Here is a 21,657-nt window from a genome sequence, read left to right as displayed (position 1 = left end):
CCACGAGACGAACGAGGATCGACATGTTGGACAGCGGCATCGGATCGTGGCCCGCCCGGCGGGCCCGGATGACCCCCGGCGCGCGGGCGTTCGTGCAGGACGACGCGGTGGTGACGTACGCCGAGGTCGACCGCCTCGTCGAGGCGGTCGCCCGTGGGCTGCGTGCCCGCGGCGTCGCGGCCGGCGACCGGGTCGCCTTCCTCGGCCTGAACTCCATCGAGCTCGCGGTCACGCTCTTCGCCACTGCACGGCTGGGGGCGGTCTTCCTGCCGCTCAACACCCGGCTGGCGCCGCCGGAGCTGGCCTGGATCCTCACCGACGCCGAGCCGGCGCTGCTGATCCACGCCGACGACTTCGACGAGGCGGTATCCGCCGATGCGGTCGCGGCACTCGGGCTGCCGAGTCACCGGTTCGTGGCTGCCGGCGGGCATGGGCTGGACGCCCTGGCCGTCGAGCCGGCGGGGAAGCGGGCCGAGCGGATCGACGTCGAGGTCGGCCTCGATGACGTCTTCATGATCCAGTACACCTCAGGCACCAGCGGCCGCCCCAAGGGCGTGATGTTGACGCACGGAAACATCGCCTGGAACGCGTTCAACCTGCTCGTCGACGTCGACATCCGCTCCGACGAGATCGCCCTGGTCACCGCGCCGCTGTTCCACACCGCCGCGCTCAACCAGGTGCTGCTGCCGACCTTCCTCAAGGGCGGGACGTCCCTCATCGCGGCCCGCTTCGACCCGGCCGAGGCGATCGCGACCATCGAGCGGGAGCGGGTCACCCTGCTCTTCGGCGTCACCTCGATGTACCAGGCCCTGGCCCAGGAGCCGACCTGGGCGACCGCCGACCTCGACAGTCTCCGCTCGGCCCTGAGCGGCGGCGCGCCGATCCCGCGCACCCTCCTCGACACCTGGCAGTCCCGCGGTCTGCACATCATCCAGGGCTACGGCCTGACCGAGGCGTCCCCGGGGACGACCATGCTGCGTGCCGGCGACGGTCTCGAGAAGCTCGGCTCCGCCGGCACCCCCTGCTTCTTCACCGACGTCCGCGTCGTCGCCCCCGGCGACGAGGCGGCCGCCCCCGGCCAGCCCGGTGAGGTGCACGTCAGCGGTCCCAACGTGACCCCCGGCTACTGGCACAACGGAGCCGCGACGGAGGCTGCCTTCGACGGGCCTTGGCTGCGTACGGGCGATGTCGCGGTGCTCGACGACGACGGCTTCCTCTACGTGGTCGACCGGGTGAAGGACATGTTCATCAGCGGCGGCGAGAACGTCTATCCGGCCGAGGTCGAGCAGGCCGTCTACACCCATCCCGACGTCGCCGAGGCCGCCGTCATCGGCGTCCCCGACGAACGCTGGGGCGAGGTGGGCCGAGCCGTCGTCGTACGCCGCCCCGACTCCGCTCTCACCCAGGACGACCTGCTGAAACACCTCGACGGACGGCTCGCCCGCTACAAGATCCCCAAGGCCGTCGTCTTCGTCGACGAGATCCCGCACAACGCCTCCGGGAAGCTGCTGAAGTCCCGGGTGCGCGAGCTGTACGGCACCCCGGAAGGAGCATGAGGATGCACTACGAGCCACGCATCGACACCGACGCGATCCAGGCCCTCGACATGCACACCCACGTCGAGGCCGACCACCACGGCCACCTCTCGCTCGACCAGGAGCTGATGGACGCCTCCGCGGTCTACTTCCGCGGCGACCATCCGCGCACCCCGACCGTCGACGACCTCGCCGCCTACTACCGCGAGCGGAACATGGCCGCGGTGATCTTCACCGTCGACGCCTCCACCGGCCTCGACCACCCGCCGCTGTCGAGCGAGGAGATCGCCGAGCGCGCCACCGAGCACGCCGACGTGCTGATCCCGTTCGGCTCCGTCGACCCCCGCAAGGGCGAGGCGGCCGTGAAGCAGGCCAGGAAGCTGGTCGAGGACTACGGCGTACGCGGCTTCAAGTTCCATCCCGGCCTGCAGGCCTTCTCCCCGAACGACCCGGAGCACGGCCCGCTGTGGGCCACCCTGCAGGAGCTCGGCGTGGTCGCGCTCTTCCACACCGGCCAGACCGGGATCGGAGCGGGTCTGCCCGGCGGCCGCGGGATCAAGCTGCGCTACTCCGACCCTCTGCTCCTCGACGACGTCGCCGCCGATTTCCCGGATCTACAGATGGTGATGGCACACCCCGCCGTCCCCTGGGTCGATGTGCAGATCTCGATCGCGACCCACAAGGCCAACGTCCACATCGACCTGTCCGGCTGGTCGCCGAAGTACTTCCCGCCGCAGCTGGTCAAGCAGCTCAACGGGCCGCTGCGGCGTAAGGTGCTCTTCGGCTCGGACTTCCCGGTGATCACTCCGGATCGTTGGTTCGACGACCTGGAGAGGCTCGAGATCAAGGACGAGGTCCGGCCGCTGCTGCTGAAGCAGAACGCGATCCGGCTGCTCGGACTGGGATCCTGACCACCAAGGAGACACCATGTCGAACTCGAGCACCATCTCCGCGGACCTCACCGACATCGACGAGGCACGCTCGCTCGGCAGCGAGCTCTTCTACCCCCACGACGTCGAGGTCACCGACCGCGACCACCGGTTCGGCGTGCATCTGGCCGTACGCACCTTCGGCCCGGTCACGGTCGGCAGGCTCTCCTATGACTGCGCCGTTCGGGTCGGGACCGGCCCGCTCGGTGACGGCTATCAGGTCAACGTCCCAGCCACCGGTGCGATCCGCACCGCCTACGGTCGGGACACCGTCATCGCGACGCCGACCGTGGCGGCCGTGCACAGCCCGCACCGGCCGACCCGCCTGGAGGGATGGGGCGGCGGCGAGGACGTCATGACGCTGAAACTGGACCGGTTCACCGTCGAGGAGACCCTCGAGCGGCTCCTGGGCCACCCGCTGCGAAGCCCGCTCGAGATGGCGCCGGGCCTGGCGTTGGACCGCGGCCCCGGCAAAGAGCTGTGGCAGCTGGCCCGCGTCCTCCTGGACCGGGTGTACGACTTCCGTGGGGACGGGCGCGGGCCGACGACGGGGGAGTCGGTCTTCGACGCGTCGCCGTTCGTCGACTCGCTCGCGCAGAGCATCGTCACCGGCCTCCTCTACGGCCACGAGCACAACTACTCCGAGGAGCTGCGGCACCCGACGGTCGCCGGCGGTCCGGCAGCGATCCGCGCAGCGGTCGCCTACATCGAGGAGCACGCCGGCGACCCGATCGGGGTCGCCGACGTCGCCGCTCACGCCGGGCTCTGCGTACGCGCGCTCCAGCAGGGCTTCGCCCGGCATCTCGAGACCACTCCCAGCGGATTCCTGCGGCAGGTGCGACTGGGGCGGGTGCGCGACGCGCTGCTCGCGAGCGATGCCGACGCCACCACCGTGGCCACGGTGGCCTCGGGCTGGGGGTTCTTCAGCCTCGGCAGGTTCGCGGCGCAGTACCGCGACGCCTATGGCGAGACGCCGTCCCAGACGCTGCGACGCAAGGCCTGAGCCGACCGTTCGTATTGCGAACAGAGCCGTTCGTCTTCCGCATTTCCCGCGGGTCTGAGCCTCTCTAGCGTCGAAGTGACAGCCGTCACAGCGACCAGGAGGACCCGATGTCCCGCACCTTGCCACCCGACGTCCCCGAACAGAAGCCTGCGACGTACGAGGACCAGCAGCTCTTCATCGACGGCCGGGCGACCGCCTCGGCGTCCGGCCGCCGGATGGACGTCATCGACCCCAGCACGGGCAACGTACTGACGACCGCGCCGCTCGGTGACGCGACCGACATCGACGCCGCCGTCACGGCGGCACGACGCGCCTTCGACGAGGGCCCGTGGCCGCGGATGAGCGGCCGTGACCGAGGCCGGATCCTGCACCGGGTCGCGGCGCTGATCCGGGAGCGGGCCGACGAGCTGGTCGAGGTCGAGAGCCGCGACGTCGGCAAGCCGGTGACGCTGGCACGACACGTCGACGTCGAGACGGCGGCCCAGCAGTACGAGTACTGCGCCGCGCTCGCGCAGACCCTCGACGGGTCCGTACGGGACACGCCCATGCCTGCGCTCGCCTACACGCGCCGCGAGCCCCTGGGTGTGGTCGGCGCGATCACGCCGTTCAACTTCCCGCTCATCCTGTCGAGCACCAAGATCGCGGCCGCGCTGGCGGCGGGCAACACGCTCGTGCACAAGCCGGCCGACGGCACCCCGCTGAGCGCACTGTTCATGGCTCGGCTGCTGGTCGATGCCGGGGTTCCCGACGGCGTGCTCAACGTGGTGACCGGGACCGGTCCAGATGCGGGGGACCCCCTGCTGCGTCATCCCGGGGTCGACAAGATCGCGTTCACCGGCTCGACGGCCATCGGCCGCCGGGCGGCGAGCGTCGCGGGCGAGCACCTGAAGCCGGTCACGATGGAGCTCGGCGGCAACGGCGCGCACCTGGTCTTCGCCGACGCCGACATCGAGGCCGCCGTGGGTGCCGTCATCAAGGCCTTCGTGTTCAACACGGGACAGTTCTGCATGGCCGGGCCGCGGCTGCTCGTCGCCGCGGAGATCCACGACACGGTGGTCGACATCCTTCGGCACGCCGTCCCGGGAGTACCGCTCGGCGATCCGCGCGACCTGGCGACGGTCATCGGCCCGATGGCCGGCGACCAGCACCGCAAGAAGGTCGAGGAGTACGTCGCCCTGGCCCGCCAGGAGGGCGGCCAGATCGTCACCGGCGGCGAGCGTCCGGAGCTCGGGGGCGATCTCGCCGGCGGGTACTACTACGCGCCGACGGTGATCACCGGGCTGCCCGCGGACTCGCGCGTCGTCAACGAGGAGGTCTTCGGGCCCGTCCTCACGGTGCAGTCGTTCGCGGACGAGGACGAGGCCGTCGCGCTCGCCAACTCCACGGCGTACGGGCTGGCGGCCGGGCTGCACACCCGCGACCTCGCCCGCGCGCACCGGGTCGCGGGCCTCCTCGACGCCGGCATCGTCTGGGTCAACGACTGGGCGATGCTCGACCCGGCGGTGCCGTTCGGTGGCGTCAAGCAGTCCGGTTTCGGCCGCGAGTACGGCCCGGAGTCGCTGGAGTCCTACACCAAGGTCCGATCCGTCGTCATCTCCCTTCCACCCACCACCCAGGAGACACCATGAGCACCACGACCCAGGCTGCGGTGGTCGAGACCGCCGGCGCCCCGTTCACCGTCGCGGACGTCGAGCTCGACGCCCTTCGCCCCGACGAGATCCTGGTCCGGATGGTCGCCGCCGGGCTGTGCCACACCGACCTCGGCGTGGCGAGCGGTGGGCTGCCGTTCCCGCTCCCGGGCGTGCTCGGGCACGAGGGTGCCGGTGTCGTCGAGGAGGTCGGATCAGCAGTACGCAGCCTCGTACCCGGCGACCAGGTGCTGCTGTCGTTCAGCTCCTGCGGGACCTGCGCCCAGTGCCGTGACGGCCACCCGGCCTACTGCGACGTCTGGCTGCCCGCCAACCTCATCGGTGGTGCGCGCCTGGACGGCACCTCGCCGGTGAGCAGGGGTGGGGAGGCGATCGGCGGTCACTTCTTCGGGCAGTCCTCCTTCTCCCGGCTCGCGGTCGTCGACGAGCGCAGCGCCGTTCGCATCGATCCCGAGGCGGACCTGTCCCTGCTCGCACCGCTCGGGTGCGGGGTGCAGACCGGGGTCGGTGCGGTCTGGAACGTGCTCGCGCCGCGGCCGGGATCCTCGGTGGTGGTCCTCGGTGCGGGTGCGGTCGGGCTGTCCGCGGTGATGGCCGCACGCCTCACCCCGGCGACCCGGATCGTCGCGGTGGACCGGGTGACCGAGAGGCTCGAGCTGGCACGCGAGCTGGGGGCGACCGACGTCATCGAGGCCGGCCGGGTCGACGACCTGGCCGCGGCCCTGACGGAGGTGACCGGCGGTGGCGCGGACGGGGTCGTGGAGACGACCGGCAACCCGGGCGTGCTCCGCCACGGCATCGACGCCCTGCGTGCCCGGGGGACCGCCGTCATCGTCGGGGCGCCGCCCTTCGGCACCGAGGTGGGGCTCGACGTCAACGCCATGCTGGCCGGCAAGCGGGTCACCGGGCTGACCCTCGGCGATGCCGAGACCCGCACGCTGATCCCGGCGCTGGCGCGGCTGGTGGCGGACGGGCGGCTGCCGTTGGACCGGCTGGTCCGGCGCTACTCCTTCGAGGAGATCCAGACGGCCGTCGCGGACATGGTCTCGGGCGCCACGGTGAAACCTGTGCTCACCTTCTGACCCGGTCGTGGGGGCTCCTTGACAGACGTGACGTGGATCACTCAGAATCGACAGGAATCCTGATAAACAGGAATCCTGAATGGAGCCCCCACCATGACTCTCACCTCCGGCGGTAGCACGACCGGTTCACGCACGCAGATGGGCCGGATCGTCGCCAGCAGCTTCACGGGCAGCCTGATCGAGTACTACGACTTCCTGCTCTACTCCACCGCCTCGGCCGTGGTCTTCAACCAGGTCTTCTTCTCCAACCTCGACCCGGTGACCGGCACGATCGCGTCCTTCGGCACCTTCGCCGCGGGCTACCTGGCGCGCCCGCTCGGGGGTGTGGTCTTCGGTCACTTCGGCGACCGGCTCGGACGCAAGAAGATGCTCGTCCTGACCATGCTCATCATGGGTGTGGTCAGCTTCCTGATCGGCTGCCTGCCGACGTACGGCCAGATCGGCGCGGCCGCGCCGGTACTGCTCATCCTGCTCCGGGTCATCCAGGGCATCGCGGTCGGCGGGGAGTGGGGTGGTGCGGTGCTGATCACCGCCGAGCACGCCACCTCCCGGCGCGGGCTGTGGGCCTCGTTCACCAACGCGGGCGCCCCGGCCGGCATGGTGCTCTCGACCGCGGTGATGGCGCTGATGGCCACGGTCACCACGCCCGAGCAGTTCACCGCGTGGGGCTGGCGGGTGCCGTTCCTGCTCAGCATCCTGCTGCTCGCGGTCGGCCTGTGGATCCGCCTCAGCGTCACCGAGTCGCCGGCGTTCGAGGCGATGAAGGACCGCAGGGCCGAGGCGAAGACGCCGCTGCTGGAGGTCCTCCGCAACCACCCGCGTACGCTCCTGCTGGCCGTCGGCGTCGGCCTCGGTGCCTTCGTGACGCAGGGCACCTTGACCACCTTCTTGATCGCGTACGCCCTCGGCGCCGGCTTCGAGCGGCCCACGGTGCTCAACGCGCTGACGGTCTCCTCGGCCGGCGCGGTCATCGGCATCATCGGCTGGTCCGCGCTCACCGACCGCGTCGGCCGTCGGCCGGTGGTCCTCACCGCCGCTCTCGCGACCGCGGTCTTCGCGTACCTGCTCTTCCCGATGCTCGACAGCGGGTCGGTCGCGCTGCTCGTCCTCGCGGTCGTCCTCGGCCAGTCGGTCATCCACGCCGCCTTCTACGGCCCGCTCGCCGCGCTGATGAGCGAGGTCTTCAAGACCTCCTCGCGCTACACCGGTGCCTCGCTGGGCTACCAGCTCGCCGGCATGGGCGCCGGTCTGTCCCCGCTCCTCTTCGCCTCCCTGCAGAAGGCCGGCGCGAGCACGGTCATGCTCTCGACCGTCATCGCGGCGTTCTGTCTGCTGAGCGTCTTCTCCCTGGTCCGACTCGGGGAGACCAGCTCCCGGGAGCTCGTCGACGCCTGACCCCATGGCCCACCGCGCCCGCCGTGTGAACCGCGGCGGGCACGGTGAGTCGACGTGGATCGAGAAGTCGCAACCTCCCCGCGGCAACTTCTCTGCCGCTCGACGCATCGAACGGAACGAGCCGGCATCAGCCGGCCAGGACCGTTGATGTGGAGGAGAGGCATGTTCGCACTCAGGGGAGGGGTCGCCGCCGAGGCCGACCGGGGCGGCTCGGGAGCGGCGGGTGGCGGTCGGATCGACGCACTCGACGGGATTCGTGCGATAGCCGTGACCGCGGTCGTCGTCTACCACCTGTTCCCCGACGCGCTGCCGGGCGGGTTCCTCGGGGTCGATATCTTCTTCGTGCTCAGCGGCTACCTGATCACGCGGGGCCTGGCGCAGCGGATCGCCTCGGGAAAGGGCCTCGGGCTCGCCCGGTTCTGGTGGCGGCGTACGGTCCGTCTGCTTCCCGCGCTCGGCGTGATGCTTGTCGTGGTGGCCGCGGTGACGGGCATCGTCGGCGGCCCGGCGGCGGTCCGACTCCGCCCGCAGCTGGTGGCCGCGCTGACCTACACCAGCAACTGGTACCAGGCCGGCGCAGGGCTGTCGTACTTCGAGCGCACCGAGCCGCCGGTACTCCAGCACCTCTGGTCGCTGGCGGTCGAGGAGCAGTTCTACCTGCTGTGGCCGCCGCTGTTGATCGCGATCGTGGTCCTCGCCGGGAGCGCGCGGGCCGCCGCCGGGGTGACTGCCGTGCTCGCTGCGGCCAGCGCGGTCGCGATGGCCGTCACGCTCGTGCCTGGGGAGGACCCGAGCCGGCTCTACTTCGGCACCGACACGCACGGGTTCTCGCTGCTGATCGGCGGCGTCGCGGCGCTGGTGTCGCTGAGCCCTGGCGTGTGGGCCGCTCGCTGGCTCGCCGCGCCCAGCGACGGGCGTGACAAGGTGCACAGGCTGGTCGTCGTCTCGACACTCGCGGTGTGCGTGCTCGGCATGGTCCTGATCGGGGAAACCTCGACGTTCGCCTATCGCGGAGGGATCGTCCTCGTCGACCTGGCCGCCGCGATCGCCGTCGTCTCGGCCGCGGTTCCCGGACAGGTGGCCCCGTTGCTCGGGTCCCGCCCGCTGGTGTGGGTGGGCCGGCGCAGCTATGCGATCTACTTGTGGCACTGGCCGCTGATCGTCCTGCTCGCGACCGGTGCGAGGATCCCGGAGGGCACGCGGGCAGTGCTCGTGGTCGGACTCTCGCTCGGGCTCGCGGCGTTGAGCTGGACGTACGTCGAACGGCCGGTCCAGCGGCTGGGCGTTCTCGGCTGTGCGAAGCGGTTCGCCGCGCATCTGCGGTCGGGCGGGTTCGTCCCGGTCGTCGGGATGGTCGTCGTGGCGATCACGGTGTGGGCCGCGGCCGGGGGGATCGTGCGGTCGCCGGCCACCACCTCGGCCGAGTCGTACGTCGAGGGCGGGCAGGACGCCATCGGAGCCGCCGCGGAGGTGCGGCCGGCGGGATCCGCAAGCGCGCCGGACAGGTCCGTCGATCCACGACGCCCGCTCGGGAAGCAGACCACGGTGATCGGCGACTCGGTCACCCTGGCGAGCGCGAAGGGCCTGCTCGCTGTGCTGCCGGGCATCGACATCCGAGCCGAGATCGGCGAGCAGATGTGGGATGCCCCTGACGTCGTCGGGCGGCTGCAAGCATCGGGCGAGCTGCGGCCCGTCGTGGTGATCGCACTCGGCACGAACGGTGACTTCAACAGCGACACCATCGACGAGGTCGTCGAGGCGGCCGGGCACGGACACGTGTTCGTCTTCGTCACCGCGCATGCGGACCGCGACTGGATCCCGTCGGTCAACGCCAAGCTGCGAAGGCTGTCCGATGACCAGAGGTCGGTCGCCGTGGCCGACTGGGACGCGGCGGCATCCGGGGTCACGGACTTCGCCAGCGACGGCATCCACCCGGGTCCCCAGGGCGGGCGCGCCTTCGCCCGAGTGGTCAAGGAGGCGATCGCCTCCCTCGTCCGGCGATGACGCGGCACGACGATTACCATTCCCGCATGAGACTGGTCAGGGTCGGCCTGCTGCTCGCGCTCGCGGCGGTCGGCGGGGTCGGCGGCTATCTCGTCACCACGGTCGACGACGGCGGGACCACCTCGTTCTCGGGGCCGGAGCCGGTCGCCGCGGTGTCGCCGAGCTACCCGGTCAACCCGGTCGTGGTGCTGCCCGATTCCGACCGGCCGGCGTTGCAGCCGGGCCTGCCGCTGCGCCGGGCGACGGTCGGTGTGGCGCCCTTCGATCTCACCCTGCCGGTCCCGCGGGGATGGGATCGCAGCGTCCCGAGCGCGGGTGAGTGGCGCTGGTACCCGCCGCCCGGCAACATCGTCAACACCTACTTCCTCCGGGTCCGGCTCATCGGGAACCAGTACCAGCCCGTCGACCACGCGGTCGACGCTCGACTGGACGCGCTCCGTTCCTCCGAGGACGTGACGGGCCTCGAGGTCCTGTCGAGGACGGATACCTCGTTCGTCGCGGAGTACGTCAGCGACGGCTATCGCCGGGTCACGATGGAGGCCTACCTCGCCAAGGAGGACTCCGCCGACTCCGACGCCGCCTATGCCTGGATCGCTCTGGTGGGCAGGCGTGCCGACCGCCCCGGCATGAACGACCTCTTCGGTCGGATCGTCCCGGCGGCCAGGACCTAGTGGAAGCCGTGGGTCTCGACGCCGTCGAGGACCCGGTTGGCCGTGGCGGTGTCGTGGCTTCGCACCTGCACCCACAGCAGCTGGTTGTCGGCGACCAGGACGGCCCGCTCTACGGTGACCCCGTCGCCGCAGTCGGGATAGAGCACCGTGACGACGTCGCCGTCGTCGGTGCTGTCGGTGACGGGATCTCGTGGTGGGCCGCACTCGGGGTGCTGTGGCATCTGGTCCGGTAGCTCGGTGCCGGCGAGGATGCCGAGGAAGACACCTTGGCCGTCCGGCTCGGACGCCCAGCCGGAGGAGGTGCCGACCGACAGGGCCGGTTGGTCCCGCTTCTCGGTCGGCGGGACCCACCCGTCAACGGCGGCCCGGTTCCATTCCGAGGGGATGCTGACGCTGAGTGACCCGGTCTCGTCGGACACATCGGCCCATGCGCTGTCCTCCGGCGCCAGCCGGGCCGCGCCGTAACCTGCGCCTGCGCCGGCCACCAGGGCGACCACCCCGGCCAGCAGCCACCGGCGTCGACGCGGGTGCGCGGCGGTCGGCTCGGTCTGCTCGGTCGGCTCCTCGTCGACCGTGGTGGGGAGGCTCGGGCGCGCACCTGGCTGGGTGACGTCCGGATCCTCTGGTCGCCGCGTGGGCGAGGCGCCGCCCGCCCCCTCGCCCAGGGCGTCGGCCAGCGCCGCGACGTACGAGGTGATGTCGGGGTAGCGCTGGTCGCGATCCACGGCCAGGCCACGGGAGACGACGGCGGCGACGGCAGCGGGGATGGGGCGGTCCTCGCTAGACAGCGGTGGCAGCGGACCGGGGTGGGAAGCGGCGGCCAGCGAGGCGTGCCGGTACGGCGGCCTGCCGGTGAGCAGCAGATAGGTGATCGCCGCGAGGGAGTACTGGTCGGCGCGGGCGTCGAGCGACTCGCCGCGCGCCTGCTCGGGCGCGACGTACGTCGGTGTGCCGGCGATCAGGGTGAGCCGCGACGAGACGTCCAGCGACTTCCCGAGGCCCAGGTCGGCCACCATCGCGCGCACCTTACCGTCGACGGTCCGGAACAGCACGTTCGCCGGTTTGACGTCGCGGTGCAGGACCGAGCGGTCGTGCAGCGTCTGCAGCCCGAGGCCGACCTGTCGCACCACGTCGAAGACCTGCGCCATCGACATCGGCTCGGCATCGACCCGGTCGGCGAGCGTGCCCTGGTCGGCATAGGTCATCACCAGATACGGCCGGCCGTCGTCGAGCTCCCCGGCGTCGTACACCGTGACCACGTGCGGCGACTCCACCCTGCGCAGCATCCGGCCCTCGTCGAGGAAGCGGCGCCGGACGTGGTCGTCGCCACTCCAGTTTTCGGCGAGCACCTTGACCGCGACCGGCGAGTCCAGCTGGTCGTCGAAGGCCATCCACACGGTGGCGAACGCGCCCGCCCCGATCCGTCGCTGAACCGCGTAGCGACCCAAGAGATCCGGTCCGGACACCCCGACATTATGCACTGCCCGGCGGGTTTGTCAGGTGCCCGGCCCTATGCTGGGTGCGCCCGCATCACCCCAGCAGGAGGAGCCTCCCATCGCGAGCGACGCGCTTAGCCCGGACGACATCGACGAGCTCGCCCGACGCGCCAAGGACGGCGACCGCGACGCCCTCGAGGCCCTGCTGAGCGCGGTACGTCCGCGGGTGCTCAGCGCGTGCCGTGGCGTGCTCCCGCACCTCGCCGACGCCGAGGACGCCTGCCAGGAGGCACTCATCTCCGTTGCCGCGAAGATCGGCACCTGGACGGGCAGCGCGAGATTCACCACCTGGCTGCACGTCGTCGCGGTGAACGCCGCGCGATCGACCTATCGACGACTGAAGAGGCAGGCTGTCCCGGTCGAGGTCATGCCGGCCGACCGTCCCGACCCCCGCACCACGAGTGTCATCGCCGGCACCCGCCTCGACCTGCTCGAGGCGATGGAGAAGCTCGAGCTCGACCACCCGCAGCTGGTCGAGCCGCTGCTGCTGCGGGACGTCTACGGCTTGCCGTACGACGAGATCGCCGGCCTGGTCGACGTCCCGCTCGGGACCATCAAGGCACAGATCCACCGCGGACGCCGGCTTGCCCGGCCGTTGCTGCGCGAGTCGGAGTGAGCCGCCCGCGACGGGAGTCACCGCGGGCAACGCGTCATCGGTCCCGGATCGGCCGACGAGCCGCCAGGTAGTCCGCGGGCATGCCCTGTCCGGGCCGCACCACGACCTGATTCGGCGGAACCTCGCCGTGCTGCTCGCATCGCGTCTCGAGGTGAACCGGCTCTCCGCAGTCGGCATGCAGGTAGTCGATGGGCGGCCCGTCGGGGGCGAACCAGGTGTCGCCCCACTCGGTGAGCGCGATCAGCGCTGGCCGCAGCCCCTGGGCCATGGTGGTCGGCCGGTAGTCGCCGGCGTCGTCGCGCGTCATCAGGCCGGCCTCGACGAGCGTGGCCAGGCGGGTCTTGAGGATGTTCGTGGCGATGCCGAGGTTGTGCTGGAAGTCGCCGTATCGCGTGACCCCGGCGAAGATCGCGTCCCGCAGGATCAGCAGGGTCCAGCGCTCGCCCACGACCTCGAGGGATCGGGCGATGGAGCAGATCTGGCTGTCGTACGTCTTTCCGAGCACGAGGACGACTCTAGCAAATCACTTGCATGATGAAAGTTCCCCCATCTACGGTGATGCTTGCATGATGCAAGTCACAATCGAACTCAAAGGGGACAGCCATGAGCGACCTGACCGCGACCTTCACCGTCGACGCCACACCGCAGGAGGCGTACGAGGCCATCAACGACGTACGTTCCTGGTGGGGGCACCACATCGCCGGGCCCACCGACCAGCTCGGAGCCGAGTGGTTCTACCTGGTGCCGGACATCCATTTCTCCAAGCAGCGCGTGGCCGAGCTGGTTCCGGGGGAGCGTGTCGTGTGGGAGTTCACCGACGGCTACCTCGACTTCATCGCCGACAAGAGGGAGTGGATCGGTACGACCGGGCGCTTCGACATCGCCCGCGAGGACGGGCTGACCCGCGTGACCTTCACCCACGAGGGCCTCGGGCGCGGGGACGAGTGCTTCGACGTCTGCTACGACGCCTGGACCCACTACATCACCGTCAGCCTGAAGGGTCGGATCGAGTCCGGGGAGGGCAGCATCCGCACCCAGGACGAGGACAAGGCCGCCGTCGGCCGCTGACGCTCAGGCCAGGATGCCCCGGATCTCGTCGATCGTCCGGACGAGCAGGGCGCCGGTGTGCGGCTTCGCGACGCCCATCGTCGGCTTCGGCCACAGGGTGAGGGGGACGCTGCGGCCGTCGGCCGAGGTGATCACGAATCCCTCGACGACCCGCGCGGTGTTGATCCTGACCTCGGCCGCCGCGACAGTCGCACCTCTGCCGGGAAACGCGAGCAGCTGCGTCGGCTGCCCCGGGCCGCTCTTCGAGACCGACACCTCTGCCGCCGGGCAACACCTCAGTCATGACGACATTGTGGGTTCCAACGAAGCCGGCGGCCGGTACGCGCCGACCCGCGCGGCGCCACCCCCTACCTCCGGCGGACGAACGAACTTTCATTCACCTCGGACACGCGAACGAACTTTCATTCACCTCGGACACGCGAACGAACTTTCATTCACCTCGGACACGCGAACGAATCTTCATTCACCTCGGACACGCGAACGAATCTTCATTCACCTCGGACACGCGAACGAATCTTCATTCACCTCGGACACGCGAACGAACTTTCATTCACCTCGGACACGCGAACGAATCTTCATTCACCTCACCGAGAAGGCAGGATCAGGTTTCGCTCCATCGCTGAGCCATTGAGGAGGGGGCCACAACCGCTCGGTTCAGCGTGCAGTGGCTTCTCTGGGGCATGCGCCACGCATCGTCCTGGTATTACTGAAATCATGCTGAAGACCTGGGCCGGGCGCGGACGACTGGCTGTGTACGTCGCCGCGATCGTTCTCGGGATCGTCCAGTCGGCCATCCTGACCGATGAATACTCGGTCGCCGGGGGCGTCGCGCTGTTGCTGGGCGGAACTCACGCCGGGTCGATTGCGCTCGCGCTGTGGCGGCCGGTCGAGGCAGCCGGTCTGTCCCTGGTCGCGGTGACGCTCACCGCGTTGGCGATGGTCAGTCTGGGCCGCGATGGCTGGCCGTGGATGATACCGCCGCCGACCCTGACACAGCTCCTGGTGCTGATCGTGCTGACCCTCGTCGCCGGGTGGCGGCTGGCTGCGATCACCCTCGGAATCCAGGTCGCCGCGGGGGTGGTGCTGGCGGTCGTCGGGGTCGCCTGGAACGACTTCGTCCCCTCGATCGGCGAGGTGGCCAACTTCGCCTCGCTCGCGCTGATGCTCGGGGCCCTCGCCACGGTCGCCCGGCGGCTGGCCGAGTCGCGCAGCGCGCTGCGTGAGGAGCACGAGCGCCGCTCGGTCGTCGAGGAGAAGGCACGCATCGCCCGCGAGCTGCACGACGTGATCGCCCACAACATGTCGCTGATCACCGTGCAGGCCAGATCCGCCCCGCACCGGGTCGACGACGTCAGCCCGGCGGCGGAGGCGGAGTTCGCCGAGATCGCCGACCTGGCGGCCTCGGCGCTGCGGCAGATGCGCGGGGTGCTCGACGTGCTGCGTACGGAGGAGGGGCAGTCGGGCCGGGTCCCGGTGCCGGGCATCGACGGGCTGGCCGAGCTCTTCGAGTCGGCCCGCGGGACCGGGCAGCGGGTCGAGGTGCGCGGTGACCTTCCGGAGCTCAGCGACGTCGCTCCGGAGGTCGGCACCGCGGCCTATCGGATCGTGCAGGAGGCGCTCAGCAACGCCCGCCGCCATGCACCGGCCGAGCCGGTCAGCGTCGATCTGGCGATAGGGGAGAGGGACCTCGAGATCCGGGTCGCCAACACCCTCGACGGCGCCGCTCCGGCCACCGCCGCGGAGAGCACCGGCGGCGGTCATGGTCTGATCGGGATGCGCGAGCGCGCCGGCGCGGTCGGCGGCAGCCTCACGGCCGGGGCCTCCGACGGGGACGAGTTCGTCGTCGAGGCGCGGCTCCCCACGCAAACGGCGGTGCAGACCTCCGGCAAACGCGGTAGGAAGACCCCGTGACGGTGAAGATCGTGGTCGTCGACGACCAGGAGATGGTGCGCTCGGGTTTCGTGGCGCTGCTCAGCACCCAACCCGACATCGAGGTGGTCGGCACCGCGGCCGACGGCGCCGAGGCGTTGCAGGTGGTGCGGCGTACGCATCCCGACGTGGTGCTGATGGACGTCCGGATGCCGGTGATGGACGGGATCGAGGCGCTCCGCCAGCTCTCCGAGAACCCGGCCACGGCGCAGACCAAGGTGATCATGCTGACCACGTTCGACGCCGACGAGTACGTCCACGAGTCGCTGCGCCTCGGCGCCAGCGGCTTCCTGCTCAAGGACGCCTCGCCCGACGAGCTCGCCTCCGCGATCCGCGTCGTCCATGCCGGTGAGGCGCTGCTCTCGCCGTCGGTGACCCGGCAGGTGATCGCCCAGTTCGCCCGCGCGCCGCGCCGCCGGAAGGCGGATCCGCGGCTCAAGCAGCTCACCGAGCGTGAGCGCGAGGTGCTCGAGAACATCGCCCGTGGCAGCTCCAACAGCGAGATCGCCGCCGAGCTCTTCCTCGCCGAGCAGACCGTGAAGACCCACGTCAGCCGCATCCTCGGCAAGCTCGGCCTCCGCGACCGCGCCCAGGCCGTCGTCTTCGCCTACGAGAGCGGTTTGGTCGCGCCGCACGTCTAGCCCATTTGGGCCCTCAGGGACATCCCGCACTACCCCGGTAGGGGGTCGAATGGCTCCCGGGAGTGACGCGCGGCGGCACACCTGATTCCTACCGTCACGGCCATGACAGTTGTGACGCCGCTCAGATACGGCCTCAACGAGGCCGACGGATCCATCGGACCCCGCCTGCTCGCCTGCGACCCGCCCGGAGGGGCACGGGTCGTGGAGGTCTTCGGGGACGCCGCCACCGCCGACCATGTCGCGGTCGTCGTGCCCGGAAACGGCCACCACCTCGGCAACTACTTCACCAGCACCGAGGCCCACAGTCCGCGCTCCCGTGGGCAGCTGCTGCTGCGTACGATGCAGGAGGTCGCGCCCGAGAGCCGGTCGGCCGTCGTGGTCTGGCTGGGCTACCACTCGCCGCCGGAGTGGTACAACGCGATCACCAACGGGCCCGCCCATGCCGGCGCCAGCGACCTGGCCGCCCTCACCCACTATCTGCCGCGCGCCGCCCACCTCACCCTGGTCGGCCACAGCTACGGCTCGACCGTCGCCGGCCTGGCCCTCGCGAGCGCCCGCGCCGAGGACTACGTGGCGCTGGGCAGCGCGGGGATGGGCGCGGTGCGGCGCTCCGAGCTGGGCACTAGCACCCGGCTCTGGGCCGCCTATGGCGAGACCGACCGGATCCGGTTGGTCCCGCGGGTGCGGGTCGGGCGTCTCGGTCTCGGGCGCGGGCCGCTCGAGCTCGGCGCGACCCGGTTCGGGACCGGCGACATCCAAGGCCACTGCGGCTACTACACCGAGGGCAGCGAGTCGCTGCTCAACATCGCCCGGATCGCACTGGGCCGCTACGACGAGGTGACGACTGCATTGGTCTCGACACGCCGTCGTTCGTCCCTCACGACGTCGGCTCGACCGACAGAACTGGAGGCAGCAGCATGATCACCGACGAACCCGCCATCTGGACCCAGGGACTCCGCAAGAGCTACCCCGGCCGCGGCGCCGCCCTGGACGGCATCGACCTCGCCGTCCCCGCCGGCACGGTCCACGGCCTGCTCGGCCCGAACGGGGCCGGCAAGACCACGACCGTACGCATCCTCGCCACCCTCGCGAGCTTCGACTCCGGCCAGGCCTGGGTCGCCGGACGCAACGTCGCCCGCGACCGGGCAGGCGTGCGAGCGCGTATCGGCGTCGCCGGCCAGTATGCGGCGGTCGACGGCGTCCTGAGCGGCCGGCAGAACCTGGAGATGTTCGCCCGCCTGCACCGGATGCGGGCGAAGGAAGCACGACAGCGCGCCGACGAGCTGCTGGAACGCTTCGACCTCGTCGAGGCCGCCGGCCGCCCGGTGCGCGGCTACTCCGGCGGCATGCGGAGGCGGCTCGACCTGGCCGTCAGCCTCATCCGCAGCCCCCGGGTGCTCTTCCTCGACGAACCCACCACCGGGCTCGACCCGCGCAGCCGGCTCGAGGTCTGGGACGCGGTCCGCGAGCTGGCCGACTCGGGCACGACCGTGCTGCTGACCACCCAGTACCTGGAGGAGGCCGACCGGTTGTGTTCACGCATCACGATGGTCGACCGCGGCCGCGTCGTCGCTGAGGGGACGCCGGCCGAGCTGAAGTCCAGCGTCGGCGGCCGCGACCTCGACGAGGCGTTCCTGCTGATCACCGAAGGAGCCTGAGATGGCCACGCTGACCGACACGACCGTCCACGGATCACGCATCACGTGGGCGACGGTCGACACCTGGGTGGTGGCCAAGCGCCACCTCCTCCATCTCGTACGCCGCCCCGACGAGCTCCTCGGCACCCTGATGATCCCGGTGATGGCGGTGGCCATGTTCGGCTTCGTCTTCGGCGAGGCCTTCGGGGTCGCGATGGACGTCCCGGGGGCGGAGTACCGCGAGTTCCTGCTTCCCGGCCTCTTCGCGCTCACCATGGCGTTCGGCATCGGCAACACCACGATCTCGGTCGCCGAGGACGTACGCGGCGGGGTGCTCGACCGGATGCGATCCCTCCCGATGTCGCCGGTGGCGGTGCTGGCCGGGCGGGCCCTGGCCGATGTGATCCTCGCCGTGGTCGAGCTCAGCATCCTGCTGGCGCTCGGGACGCTGTTCGGCTGGCAGGCCCACCTCGGTTTCGGTGCGGTGATCGCCGCGCTCGGGCTCCTGATCCTCCTCAGAACAGCGTTCTCCTGGGTAGGCATCCTGCTCGGCCTGCTGGTCAGCGGACCCGAGGCGGCGATGAAGTACTTCGCGCTCGTCTTCCCGCTCGCCATGGTCGCCGACACGATCGTGCCGACCGACCTGATGCCGGGCTGGCTGGCCCTGCCCGCCGAGTGGAACCCGCTCTCCTCGACCGTCATCGCCACCCGTGACCTGTTCGGCAACACCGCCGGCCCCGCCACCACCTGGGTCGGCGAGCACGCACTGACCATGGCCGTCCTCTGGCCGGTCGCCATCATCGCGATCTGCCTGCCGCTGGCCATGGCCCGGCTTCGCCGGCTGGGACGGTGAACCGGCTAGGGAGCCGTGAGCACCTCGCCGCGGACCCGGCCGAAGGTGGAGTAGTCCGGCTGGACCTCGACGGTGCCGGCGCGGCCCAGCTCGGCCTCCCAGGCGGCGCCGAGGGTCGCGGCCTCACCCTCCTCGCGGGCCCGCCGGTCGAAGGTGACGCGGCTGACGTACCCGTCGTCGGACCAGACCAGGACCCCGTCGACCTCGGCCTTGAACCGCTCGCCGTCGGGCAGCACCAGGTCGACGTGGTCGCTGTCGTAGTCGCGCATCCCGGGGAACTCCTCGTTGTCCTCGGGGAGGCTGGAGAGCTGGATCGGCTCGCGCAGGTCGAGCTCGATGGTGTCGGGGTCGCGGACGATCTGGGACCACACGACGAGGGTGGCGACGAACAGCACCGGGATCGCGAGCACGCCGAGCCCGGTCCAGGCCAGCGGCCTCGGGTTCTTCCCCGACATCCTCACCGCGCCGGCAGCGACGAGCAGGGCGACCGCGAGCACCACGAAGGCGAGCAGCACCGCCCCGACGACGATGATCAGAACCGCGCCACCCGCACCCATGGGCCCAGTATCCCGACCGCGGCCGTGTGCCGCACCGCCAAATGCGCTACCCGACGGTCTCGGCGATGCAGACGCCCAGGGTGGAGAAGAAGACGACCCCGGCGAACACCGCATGGAAGCTGACCCGGAGTGGCAGCCGGCCCTTGAACATCGAGCGGAGGGCGACCTTGTAGGCGTTGACCGTCGAGAGGTGGCTGCCGCCCATCGCCCGCGCACGCCGCAGCAGCATCATGTCGCCGAAGGCGTTGCCGATCGCGATGAGGGCGAACGCGGCCCACGCCCACAGGACCATGTCGCTCAGGACGTACGTGATCCAGGAGGCGACGCCGAGGACGGAGAGCGTCACGTGCGTGACGACGGTCCGCGGCGGCGTGCGGCCATGCCCGATCCAGCTCGTCAGCAGCAGGATCCCGACCGCTGCCTGGACGAGCCAGGCCACGAGGACGACGTACGACATGGTGCGACCGTAGAGGCCCTCGTGGCGTGGCGGATGAGCGGATCAGCAGATACCCGATACAGGGGACGCCGCCGGGTCCGGACCTCAGAACGGGGTCAGCGTCACCGCCATCTCGGAGGCGTTGTCCTCGACGTACGAGGCGAAGCCGCCGACGTCGTCGAAGGCGAACCCGTAGGCCTTCCCGTCGACCGTGTTGTCATGCATCGCCTTGCCGTACGCATGGACCGGCGAGCCCTGGTAGAACCCGCCCGGGTCGCCGGTGGGCTGGTCGGCGGAGGCGAGCAGCGTGGTCCGGTTGAAGCCGGCGCCGAGAACGGCGGCGACCGGACCGGTGACGCCGTCGTTGGGTGCGGCCAGCGCGCCGTCGCAGAAGAGCACGTCCCGGGTCGACGGCTTCCTGAACGGCGCCACCCCGCCGTCGAAGACGAGCTGGTCGCCGCTGACCCGACCGGTGAAGGTGGCGTTGTTCGCCTTCACGACGAGCGGCTCGGCGGCGTACCTCGACCACACCTGGTCGATGTAGGAGTCGAAGTACGTCGCGGAGAACTTCCCGGCGTCCAGCCCGTGTCCGGGCGCGATGATCCGGCGGTCGTCGACCACCAGGGAGGCGAAGTCGGGGGAGGCCGAGACCGCGGAGAAGATCTTGGCTCGACCGCCCTCGACGAGGGTGCCCGTCGTCGGCGACTGCTCGCCGGTCAGCGCGATCGAGAGCGGGACGCTGAACATGTCGACCATGGTCGTGTTGCAGTAGATCCGGCCGCTCTTGTAGGTGAACTCGACGCAGTCGTGCAGCACGCCGTAGCTGGGGTCGGACTCGACCCAGGCCGCCGGGTAGGCGAGCGCGTTGCCCTCGTTGACCTTGAACTTCAGCTTGTCGCCGAGCGAGAAGTAGATCCGGCCCGACATGTCCGCGGGGATCTGGGAGAGCGTGTCGCCGCTGCCGGAGAACGGGATCGCGTAGTCGGCGTAGCCGTCGGCGCCGTTGTCGGCGAGCGAGACGGGCACGAGCGTGCCCTCCGGCGTGACCCGGGACTGCTCGCCCGTCGCCAGGTCGGTGCCGACGATGCAGAAGTGGATGGAGGTGTTGTCGTACGCGCCGGTGCGGTTGACGAAGCGGAGCCGGATCGCGGCCTGCGCGGCCTGTGGGCGCATCGCCTGGGCCTGCCCTGGGGTCCCGCCGAGGAGCGGCACGGCGAACGCGGCAGAGGTGGCGGCTAGTACAGATCGTCTGGTCAGCATGGGACCTCCCGAGTGGGGACTGTAGGAACCCGAATTACAGTAAAGGGCCTTTACAGAAAAAGTCCACACCTTCGCCGGGCGGCCTCGCTCCGGCGTCGGTCCGATCACAAATACCGATCGAGTGACCAAAACGGCGGTCCGGGGGCAGCGGATGTTTCGTCAACCTCGCTAGCCTGAATGCTTGTGAAAGTTGTCGTGCTCACTGGAGCCGGGATCTCCGCCGAGAGCGGTCTCGCGACCTTCCGGGATGCCGATGGGCTCTGGCAGGGTCACCACGTCGACGACGTGGCCACACCGGAGGCGTTCCATCGTGATCCCGCGACGGTCCACCGGTTCTACGACGACCGTCGCCGGGAGCTGCGGGCCGTGACGCCCAACCCGGCCCACATCGCGCTGGCCCGGCTCGAGCAGGTCCTCGGTGACGGGCTGCTGGTGGTCACGCAGAACGTCGACGATCTGCACGAGCGAGCCGGCTCCCGCCGGGTCGTACACATGCACGGCGAGCTGCTCTCCGCCCTCTGCGACTCCTGCCAGGGCCGGTTCGCCTGGGACGACGACCTCGGCTACGGCCCGGCCTGCCCGGGCTGCGGCAACGACAGCCTGAGGCCCGACGTGGTGTGGTTCGGCGAGATGCCCTACGACCTCGACCTGATCGAGCGGGCGCTCGTCGGGGCCGACCTCTTCGTCGCCATCGGCACCAGCGGCGCGGTCTACCCGGCCGCCGGTTTCGTACGCATGGCCGCCCGCTCCGGGGCCAAGACCCTCGAGCTCAACCTGGACCCGTCAGAGACTTCGCACCTCTTCGACGACGCCCGTCAGGGACCCGCCGGCAAGCTGGTGCCCGAGTGGGTGGCCGACGTACAGGCCCTCTCGCGTTGACCCGTTCGTAAACTCTG

At 70.5% G+C, this 21,657-nt stretch carries 22 protein-coding genes; 16 read left to right on the top strand and 6 right to left on the bottom strand.

What is annotated here, in order from left to right:
• Window positions 1–23: 23 nt before the first annotated feature.
• From ACIA03_RS03455 to ACIA03_RS03420, 8 genes are all read left to right on the top strand, one after another.
• A complete protein-coding gene (locus tag ACIA03_RS03455; protein WP_396979261.1) occupies window positions 24–1,556 on the top strand; it encodes a long-chain fatty acid--CoA ligase in 1,533 nt (510 codons plus the stop codon).
• On the top strand, window positions 1,553–2,446 hold the full coding sequence (couO, locus tag ACIA03_RS03450; protein WP_396979259.1) for a 4-hydroxyphenyl-beta-ketoacyl-CoA hydrolase: 894 nt from the start codon (window positions 1,553–1,555) through the stop codon (window positions 2,444–2,446). The genes ACIA03_RS03455 and couO overlap by 4 nt, the downstream gene beginning before the upstream one ends.
• Window positions 2,447–2,462: 16 nt before the next feature.
• Window positions 2,463–3,467, top strand: a complete 1,005-nt coding sequence (locus tag ACIA03_RS03445; RefSeq protein WP_396979257.1) for an AraC family transcriptional regulator — start codon at window positions 2,463–2,465, stop codon at window positions 3,465–3,467.
• A gap of 107 nt (window positions 3,468–3,574) precedes the next feature.
• Complete coding sequence (locus ACIA03_RS03440) at window positions 3,575–5,095, top strand: aldehyde dehydrogenase family protein (protein ID WP_396979255.1); 1,521 nt, start codon at window positions 3,575–3,577, stop codon at window positions 5,093–5,095.
• Window positions 5,092–6,198, top strand: a complete 1,107-nt coding sequence (locus ACIA03_RS03435) for an NAD(P)-dependent alcohol dehydrogenase (RefSeq protein WP_396979253.1) — start codon at window positions 5,092–5,094, stop codon at window positions 6,196–6,198. The genes ACIA03_RS03440 and ACIA03_RS03435 overlap by 4 nt, the downstream gene beginning before the upstream one ends.
• A gap of 93 nt (window positions 6,199–6,291) precedes the next feature.
• A complete protein-coding gene (locus ACIA03_RS03430; protein ID WP_396979251.1) occupies window positions 6,292–7,593 on the top strand; it encodes an MFS transporter in 1,302 nt (433 codons plus the stop codon).
• Between the two features lie 162 nt (window positions 7,594–7,755).
• Window positions 7,756–9,597, top strand: a complete 1,842-nt coding sequence (locus ACIA03_RS03425) for an acyltransferase family protein (protein WP_396979249.1) — start codon at window positions 7,756–7,758, stop codon at window positions 9,595–9,597.
• A 26-nt stretch (window positions 9,598–9,623) separates the two neighbouring features.
• Window positions 9,624–10,268, top strand: a complete 645-nt coding sequence (locus tag ACIA03_RS03420) for a hypothetical protein (protein ID WP_396979247.1) — start codon at window positions 9,624–9,626, stop codon at window positions 10,266–10,268.
• On the opposite strand, the gene ACIA03_RS03415 is transcribed toward ACIA03_RS03420, so the two are convergent.
• Entirely contained in the window at window positions 10,265–11,734 is a 1,470-nt protein-coding gene (locus ACIA03_RS03415) for a serine/threonine-protein kinase (protein WP_396979245.1), read from the bottom strand. The two genes, ACIA03_RS03420 and ACIA03_RS03415, sit on opposite strands and share 4 nt — an antisense overlap.
• 34 nt (window positions 11,735–11,768) lie before the next feature.
• Here ACIA03_RS03415 and ACIA03_RS03410 point away from each other — a divergent pair, with 34 nt between their 5' ends.
• Window positions 11,769–12,380: an RNA polymerase sigma factor gene (locus tag ACIA03_RS03410; RefSeq protein ID WP_396979243.1), complete on the top strand. Its 612-nt coding sequence runs from the start codon at window positions 11,769–11,771 to the stop codon at window positions 12,378–12,380.
• Window positions 12,381–12,414: 34 nt separating this feature from the next.
• Here the strand turns inward: ACIA03_RS03410 and ACIA03_RS03405 are convergent, their stop codons facing one another.
• Complete coding sequence (locus ACIA03_RS03405; protein ID WP_396979241.1) at window positions 12,415–12,885, bottom strand: winged helix-turn-helix transcriptional regulator; 471 nt, start codon at window positions 12,883–12,885, stop codon at window positions 12,415–12,417.
• A 98-nt stretch (window positions 12,886–12,983) separates the two neighbouring features.
• On the opposite strand from ACIA03_RS03405, the gene ACIA03_RS03400 reads away from it, so the two are divergent.
• Entirely contained in the window at window positions 12,984–13,448 is a 465-nt protein-coding gene (locus ACIA03_RS03400; protein WP_396979239.1) for an SRPBCC domain-containing protein, read from the top strand.
• Window positions 13,449–13,451: 3 nt separating this feature from the next.
• Here ACIA03_RS03400 and ACIA03_RS03395 read toward each other — a convergent pair whose 3' ends face one another.
• The gene (locus ACIA03_RS03395) at window positions 13,452–13,703 is read right to left on the bottom strand and encodes a hypothetical protein (protein ID WP_396979237.1); all 252 of its coding nucleotides are present in this window, start codon (window positions 13,701–13,703) and stop codon (window positions 13,452–13,454) included.
• Window positions 13,704–14,162: 459 nt separating this feature from the next.
• On the opposite strand from ACIA03_RS03395, the gene ACIA03_RS03390 reads away from it, so the two are divergent.
• The 5 genes from ACIA03_RS03390 (at window position 14,163) to ACIA03_RS03370 (ending at window position 18,508) form a co-directional block, all read left to right on the top strand.
• On the top strand, window positions 14,163–15,359 hold the full coding sequence (locus ACIA03_RS03390) for a sensor histidine kinase (RefSeq protein WP_396979235.1): 1,197 nt from the start codon (window positions 14,163–14,165) through the stop codon (window positions 15,357–15,359).
• Entirely contained in the window at window positions 15,356–16,018 is a 663-nt protein-coding gene (locus tag ACIA03_RS03385; protein ID WP_396979233.1) for a response regulator, read from the top strand. Before ACIA03_RS03390 ends, ACIA03_RS03385 begins: the two co-directional genes overlap by 4 nt.
• Window positions 16,019–16,120: 102 nt before the next feature.
• The gene (locus ACIA03_RS03380; RefSeq protein WP_396979232.1) at window positions 16,121–16,939 is read left to right on the top strand and encodes an alpha/beta hydrolase; all 819 of its coding nucleotides are present in this window, start codon (window positions 16,121–16,123) and stop codon (window positions 16,937–16,939) included.
• Window positions 16,936–17,676, top strand: coding sequence for an ABC transporter ATP-binding protein (locus tag ACIA03_RS03375; RefSeq protein WP_396979230.1), 741 nt, complete (start codon window positions 16,936–16,938; stop codon window positions 17,674–17,676). The genes ACIA03_RS03380 and ACIA03_RS03375 overlap by 4 nt, the downstream gene beginning before the upstream one ends.
• A 1-nt stretch (window position 17,677) precedes the next feature.
• Window positions 17,678–18,508 carry an ABC transporter permease gene (locus ACIA03_RS03370; protein WP_396979228.1) on the top strand — a complete coding sequence of 277 codons (831 nt, stop codon included), beginning with the start codon at window positions 17,678–17,680 and terminating at the stop codon, window positions 18,506–18,508.
• Window positions 18,509–18,513: 5 nt separating this feature from the next.
• Here ACIA03_RS03370 and ACIA03_RS03365 read toward each other — a convergent pair whose 3' ends face one another.
• The 3 genes from ACIA03_RS03365 to ACIA03_RS03355 form a co-directional block, all read right to left on the bottom strand.
• The gene (locus tag ACIA03_RS03365) at window positions 18,514–19,065 is read right to left on the bottom strand and encodes a hypothetical protein (protein ID WP_396979226.1); all 552 of its coding nucleotides are present in this window, start codon (window positions 19,063–19,065) and stop codon (window positions 18,514–18,516) included.
• A gap of 46 nt (window positions 19,066–19,111) precedes the next feature.
• Window positions 19,112–19,522, bottom strand: a complete 411-nt coding sequence (locus tag ACIA03_RS03360; RefSeq protein WP_396979224.1) for a hypothetical protein — start codon at window positions 19,520–19,522, stop codon at window positions 19,112–19,114.
• 84 nt (window positions 19,523–19,606) lie between these two features.
• The gene (locus tag ACIA03_RS03355) at window positions 19,607–20,761 is read right to left on the bottom strand and encodes a beta-1,3-glucanase family protein (RefSeq protein ID WP_396979222.1); all 1,155 of its coding nucleotides are present in this window, start codon (window positions 20,759–20,761) and stop codon (window positions 19,607–19,609) included.
• Window positions 20,762–20,938: 177 nt separating this feature from the next.
• Between ACIA03_RS03355 and ACIA03_RS03350 the strand changes: the two genes are divergently transcribed.
• On the top strand, window positions 20,939–21,640 hold the full coding sequence (locus tag ACIA03_RS03350) for an NAD-dependent deacylase (protein WP_396979220.1): 702 nt from the start codon (window positions 20,939–20,941) through the stop codon (window positions 21,638–21,640).
• Window positions 21,641–21,657 lie beyond the last annotated feature (17 nt).

The sequence above is a fragment of the Nocardioides sp. NPDC051685 genome (assembly GCF_044453405.1).
Taxonomy (GTDB): domain Bacteria; phylum Actinomycetota; class Actinomycetes; order Propionibacteriales; family Nocardioidaceae; genus Nocardioides.
This window is presented reverse-complemented; position numbering and strand designations above follow the sequence as displayed.

Bases quoted from the DNA above. Each gene is read 5' to 3' on its own strand.
- ACIA03_RS03370 (WP_396979228.1), top strand. From the start codon at position 17,678: ATGGCCACGCTGACCGACACGACCGTCCACGGATCACGCATCACGTGG.
- ACIA03_RS03455 (WP_396979261.1), top strand. From the start codon at position 24: ATGTTGGACAGCGGCATCGGATCGTGGCCCGCCCGGCGGGCCCGGATG.
- ACIA03_RS03400 (WP_396979239.1), top strand. From the start codon at position 12,984: ATGAGCGACCTGACCGCGACCTTCACCGTCGACGCCACACCGCAGGAG.
- ACIA03_RS03440 (WP_396979255.1), top strand. From the start codon at position 3,575: ATGTCCCGCACCTTGCCACCCGACGTCCCCGAACAGAAGCCTGCGACG.
- ACIA03_RS03355 (WP_396979222.1), bottom strand. From the start codon at position 20,761: ATGCTGACCAGACGATCTGTACTAGCCGCCACCTCTGCCGCGTTCGCC.
- ACIA03_RS03380 (WP_396979232.1), top strand. From the start codon at position 16,121: ATGACAGTTGTGACGCCGCTCAGATACGGCCTCAACGAGGCCGACGGA.
- couO (WP_396979259.1), top strand. From the start codon at position 1,553: ATGAGGATGCACTACGAGCCACGCATCGACACCGACGCGATCCAGGCC.
- ACIA03_RS03435 (WP_396979253.1), top strand. From the start codon at position 5,092: ATGAGCACCACGACCCAGGCTGCGGTGGTCGAGACCGCCGGCGCCCCG.
- ACIA03_RS03445 (WP_396979257.1), top strand. From the start codon at position 2,463: ATGTCGAACTCGAGCACCATCTCCGCGGACCTCACCGACATCGACGAG.
- ACIA03_RS03425 (WP_396979249.1), top strand. From the start codon at position 7,756: ATGTTCGCACTCAGGGGAGGGGTCGCCGCCGAGGCCGACCGGGGCGGC.
- ACIA03_RS03365 (WP_396979226.1), bottom strand. From the start codon at position 19,065: ATGGGTGCGGGTGGCGCGGTTCTGATCATCGTCGTCGGGGCGGTGCTG.
- ACIA03_RS03375 (WP_396979230.1), top strand. From the start codon at position 16,936: ATGATCACCGACGAACCCGCCATCTGGACCCAGGGACTCCGCAAGAGC.
- ACIA03_RS03360 (WP_396979224.1), bottom strand. From the start codon at position 19,522: ATGTCGTACGTCGTCCTCGTGGCCTGGCTCGTCCAGGCAGCGGTCGGG.
- ACIA03_RS03420 (WP_396979247.1), top strand. From the start codon at position 9,624: ATGAGACTGGTCAGGGTCGGCCTGCTGCTCGCGCTCGCGGCGGTCGGC.
- ACIA03_RS03430 (WP_396979251.1), top strand. From the start codon at position 6,292: ATGACTCTCACCTCCGGCGGTAGCACGACCGGTTCACGCACGCAGATG.
- ACIA03_RS03390 (WP_396979235.1), top strand. From the start codon at position 14,163: ATGCTGAAGACCTGGGCCGGGCGCGGACGACTGGCTGTGTACGTCGCC.
- ACIA03_RS03350 (WP_396979220.1), top strand. From the start codon at position 20,939: ATGCTTGTGAAAGTTGTCGTGCTCACTGGAGCCGGGATCTCCGCCGAG.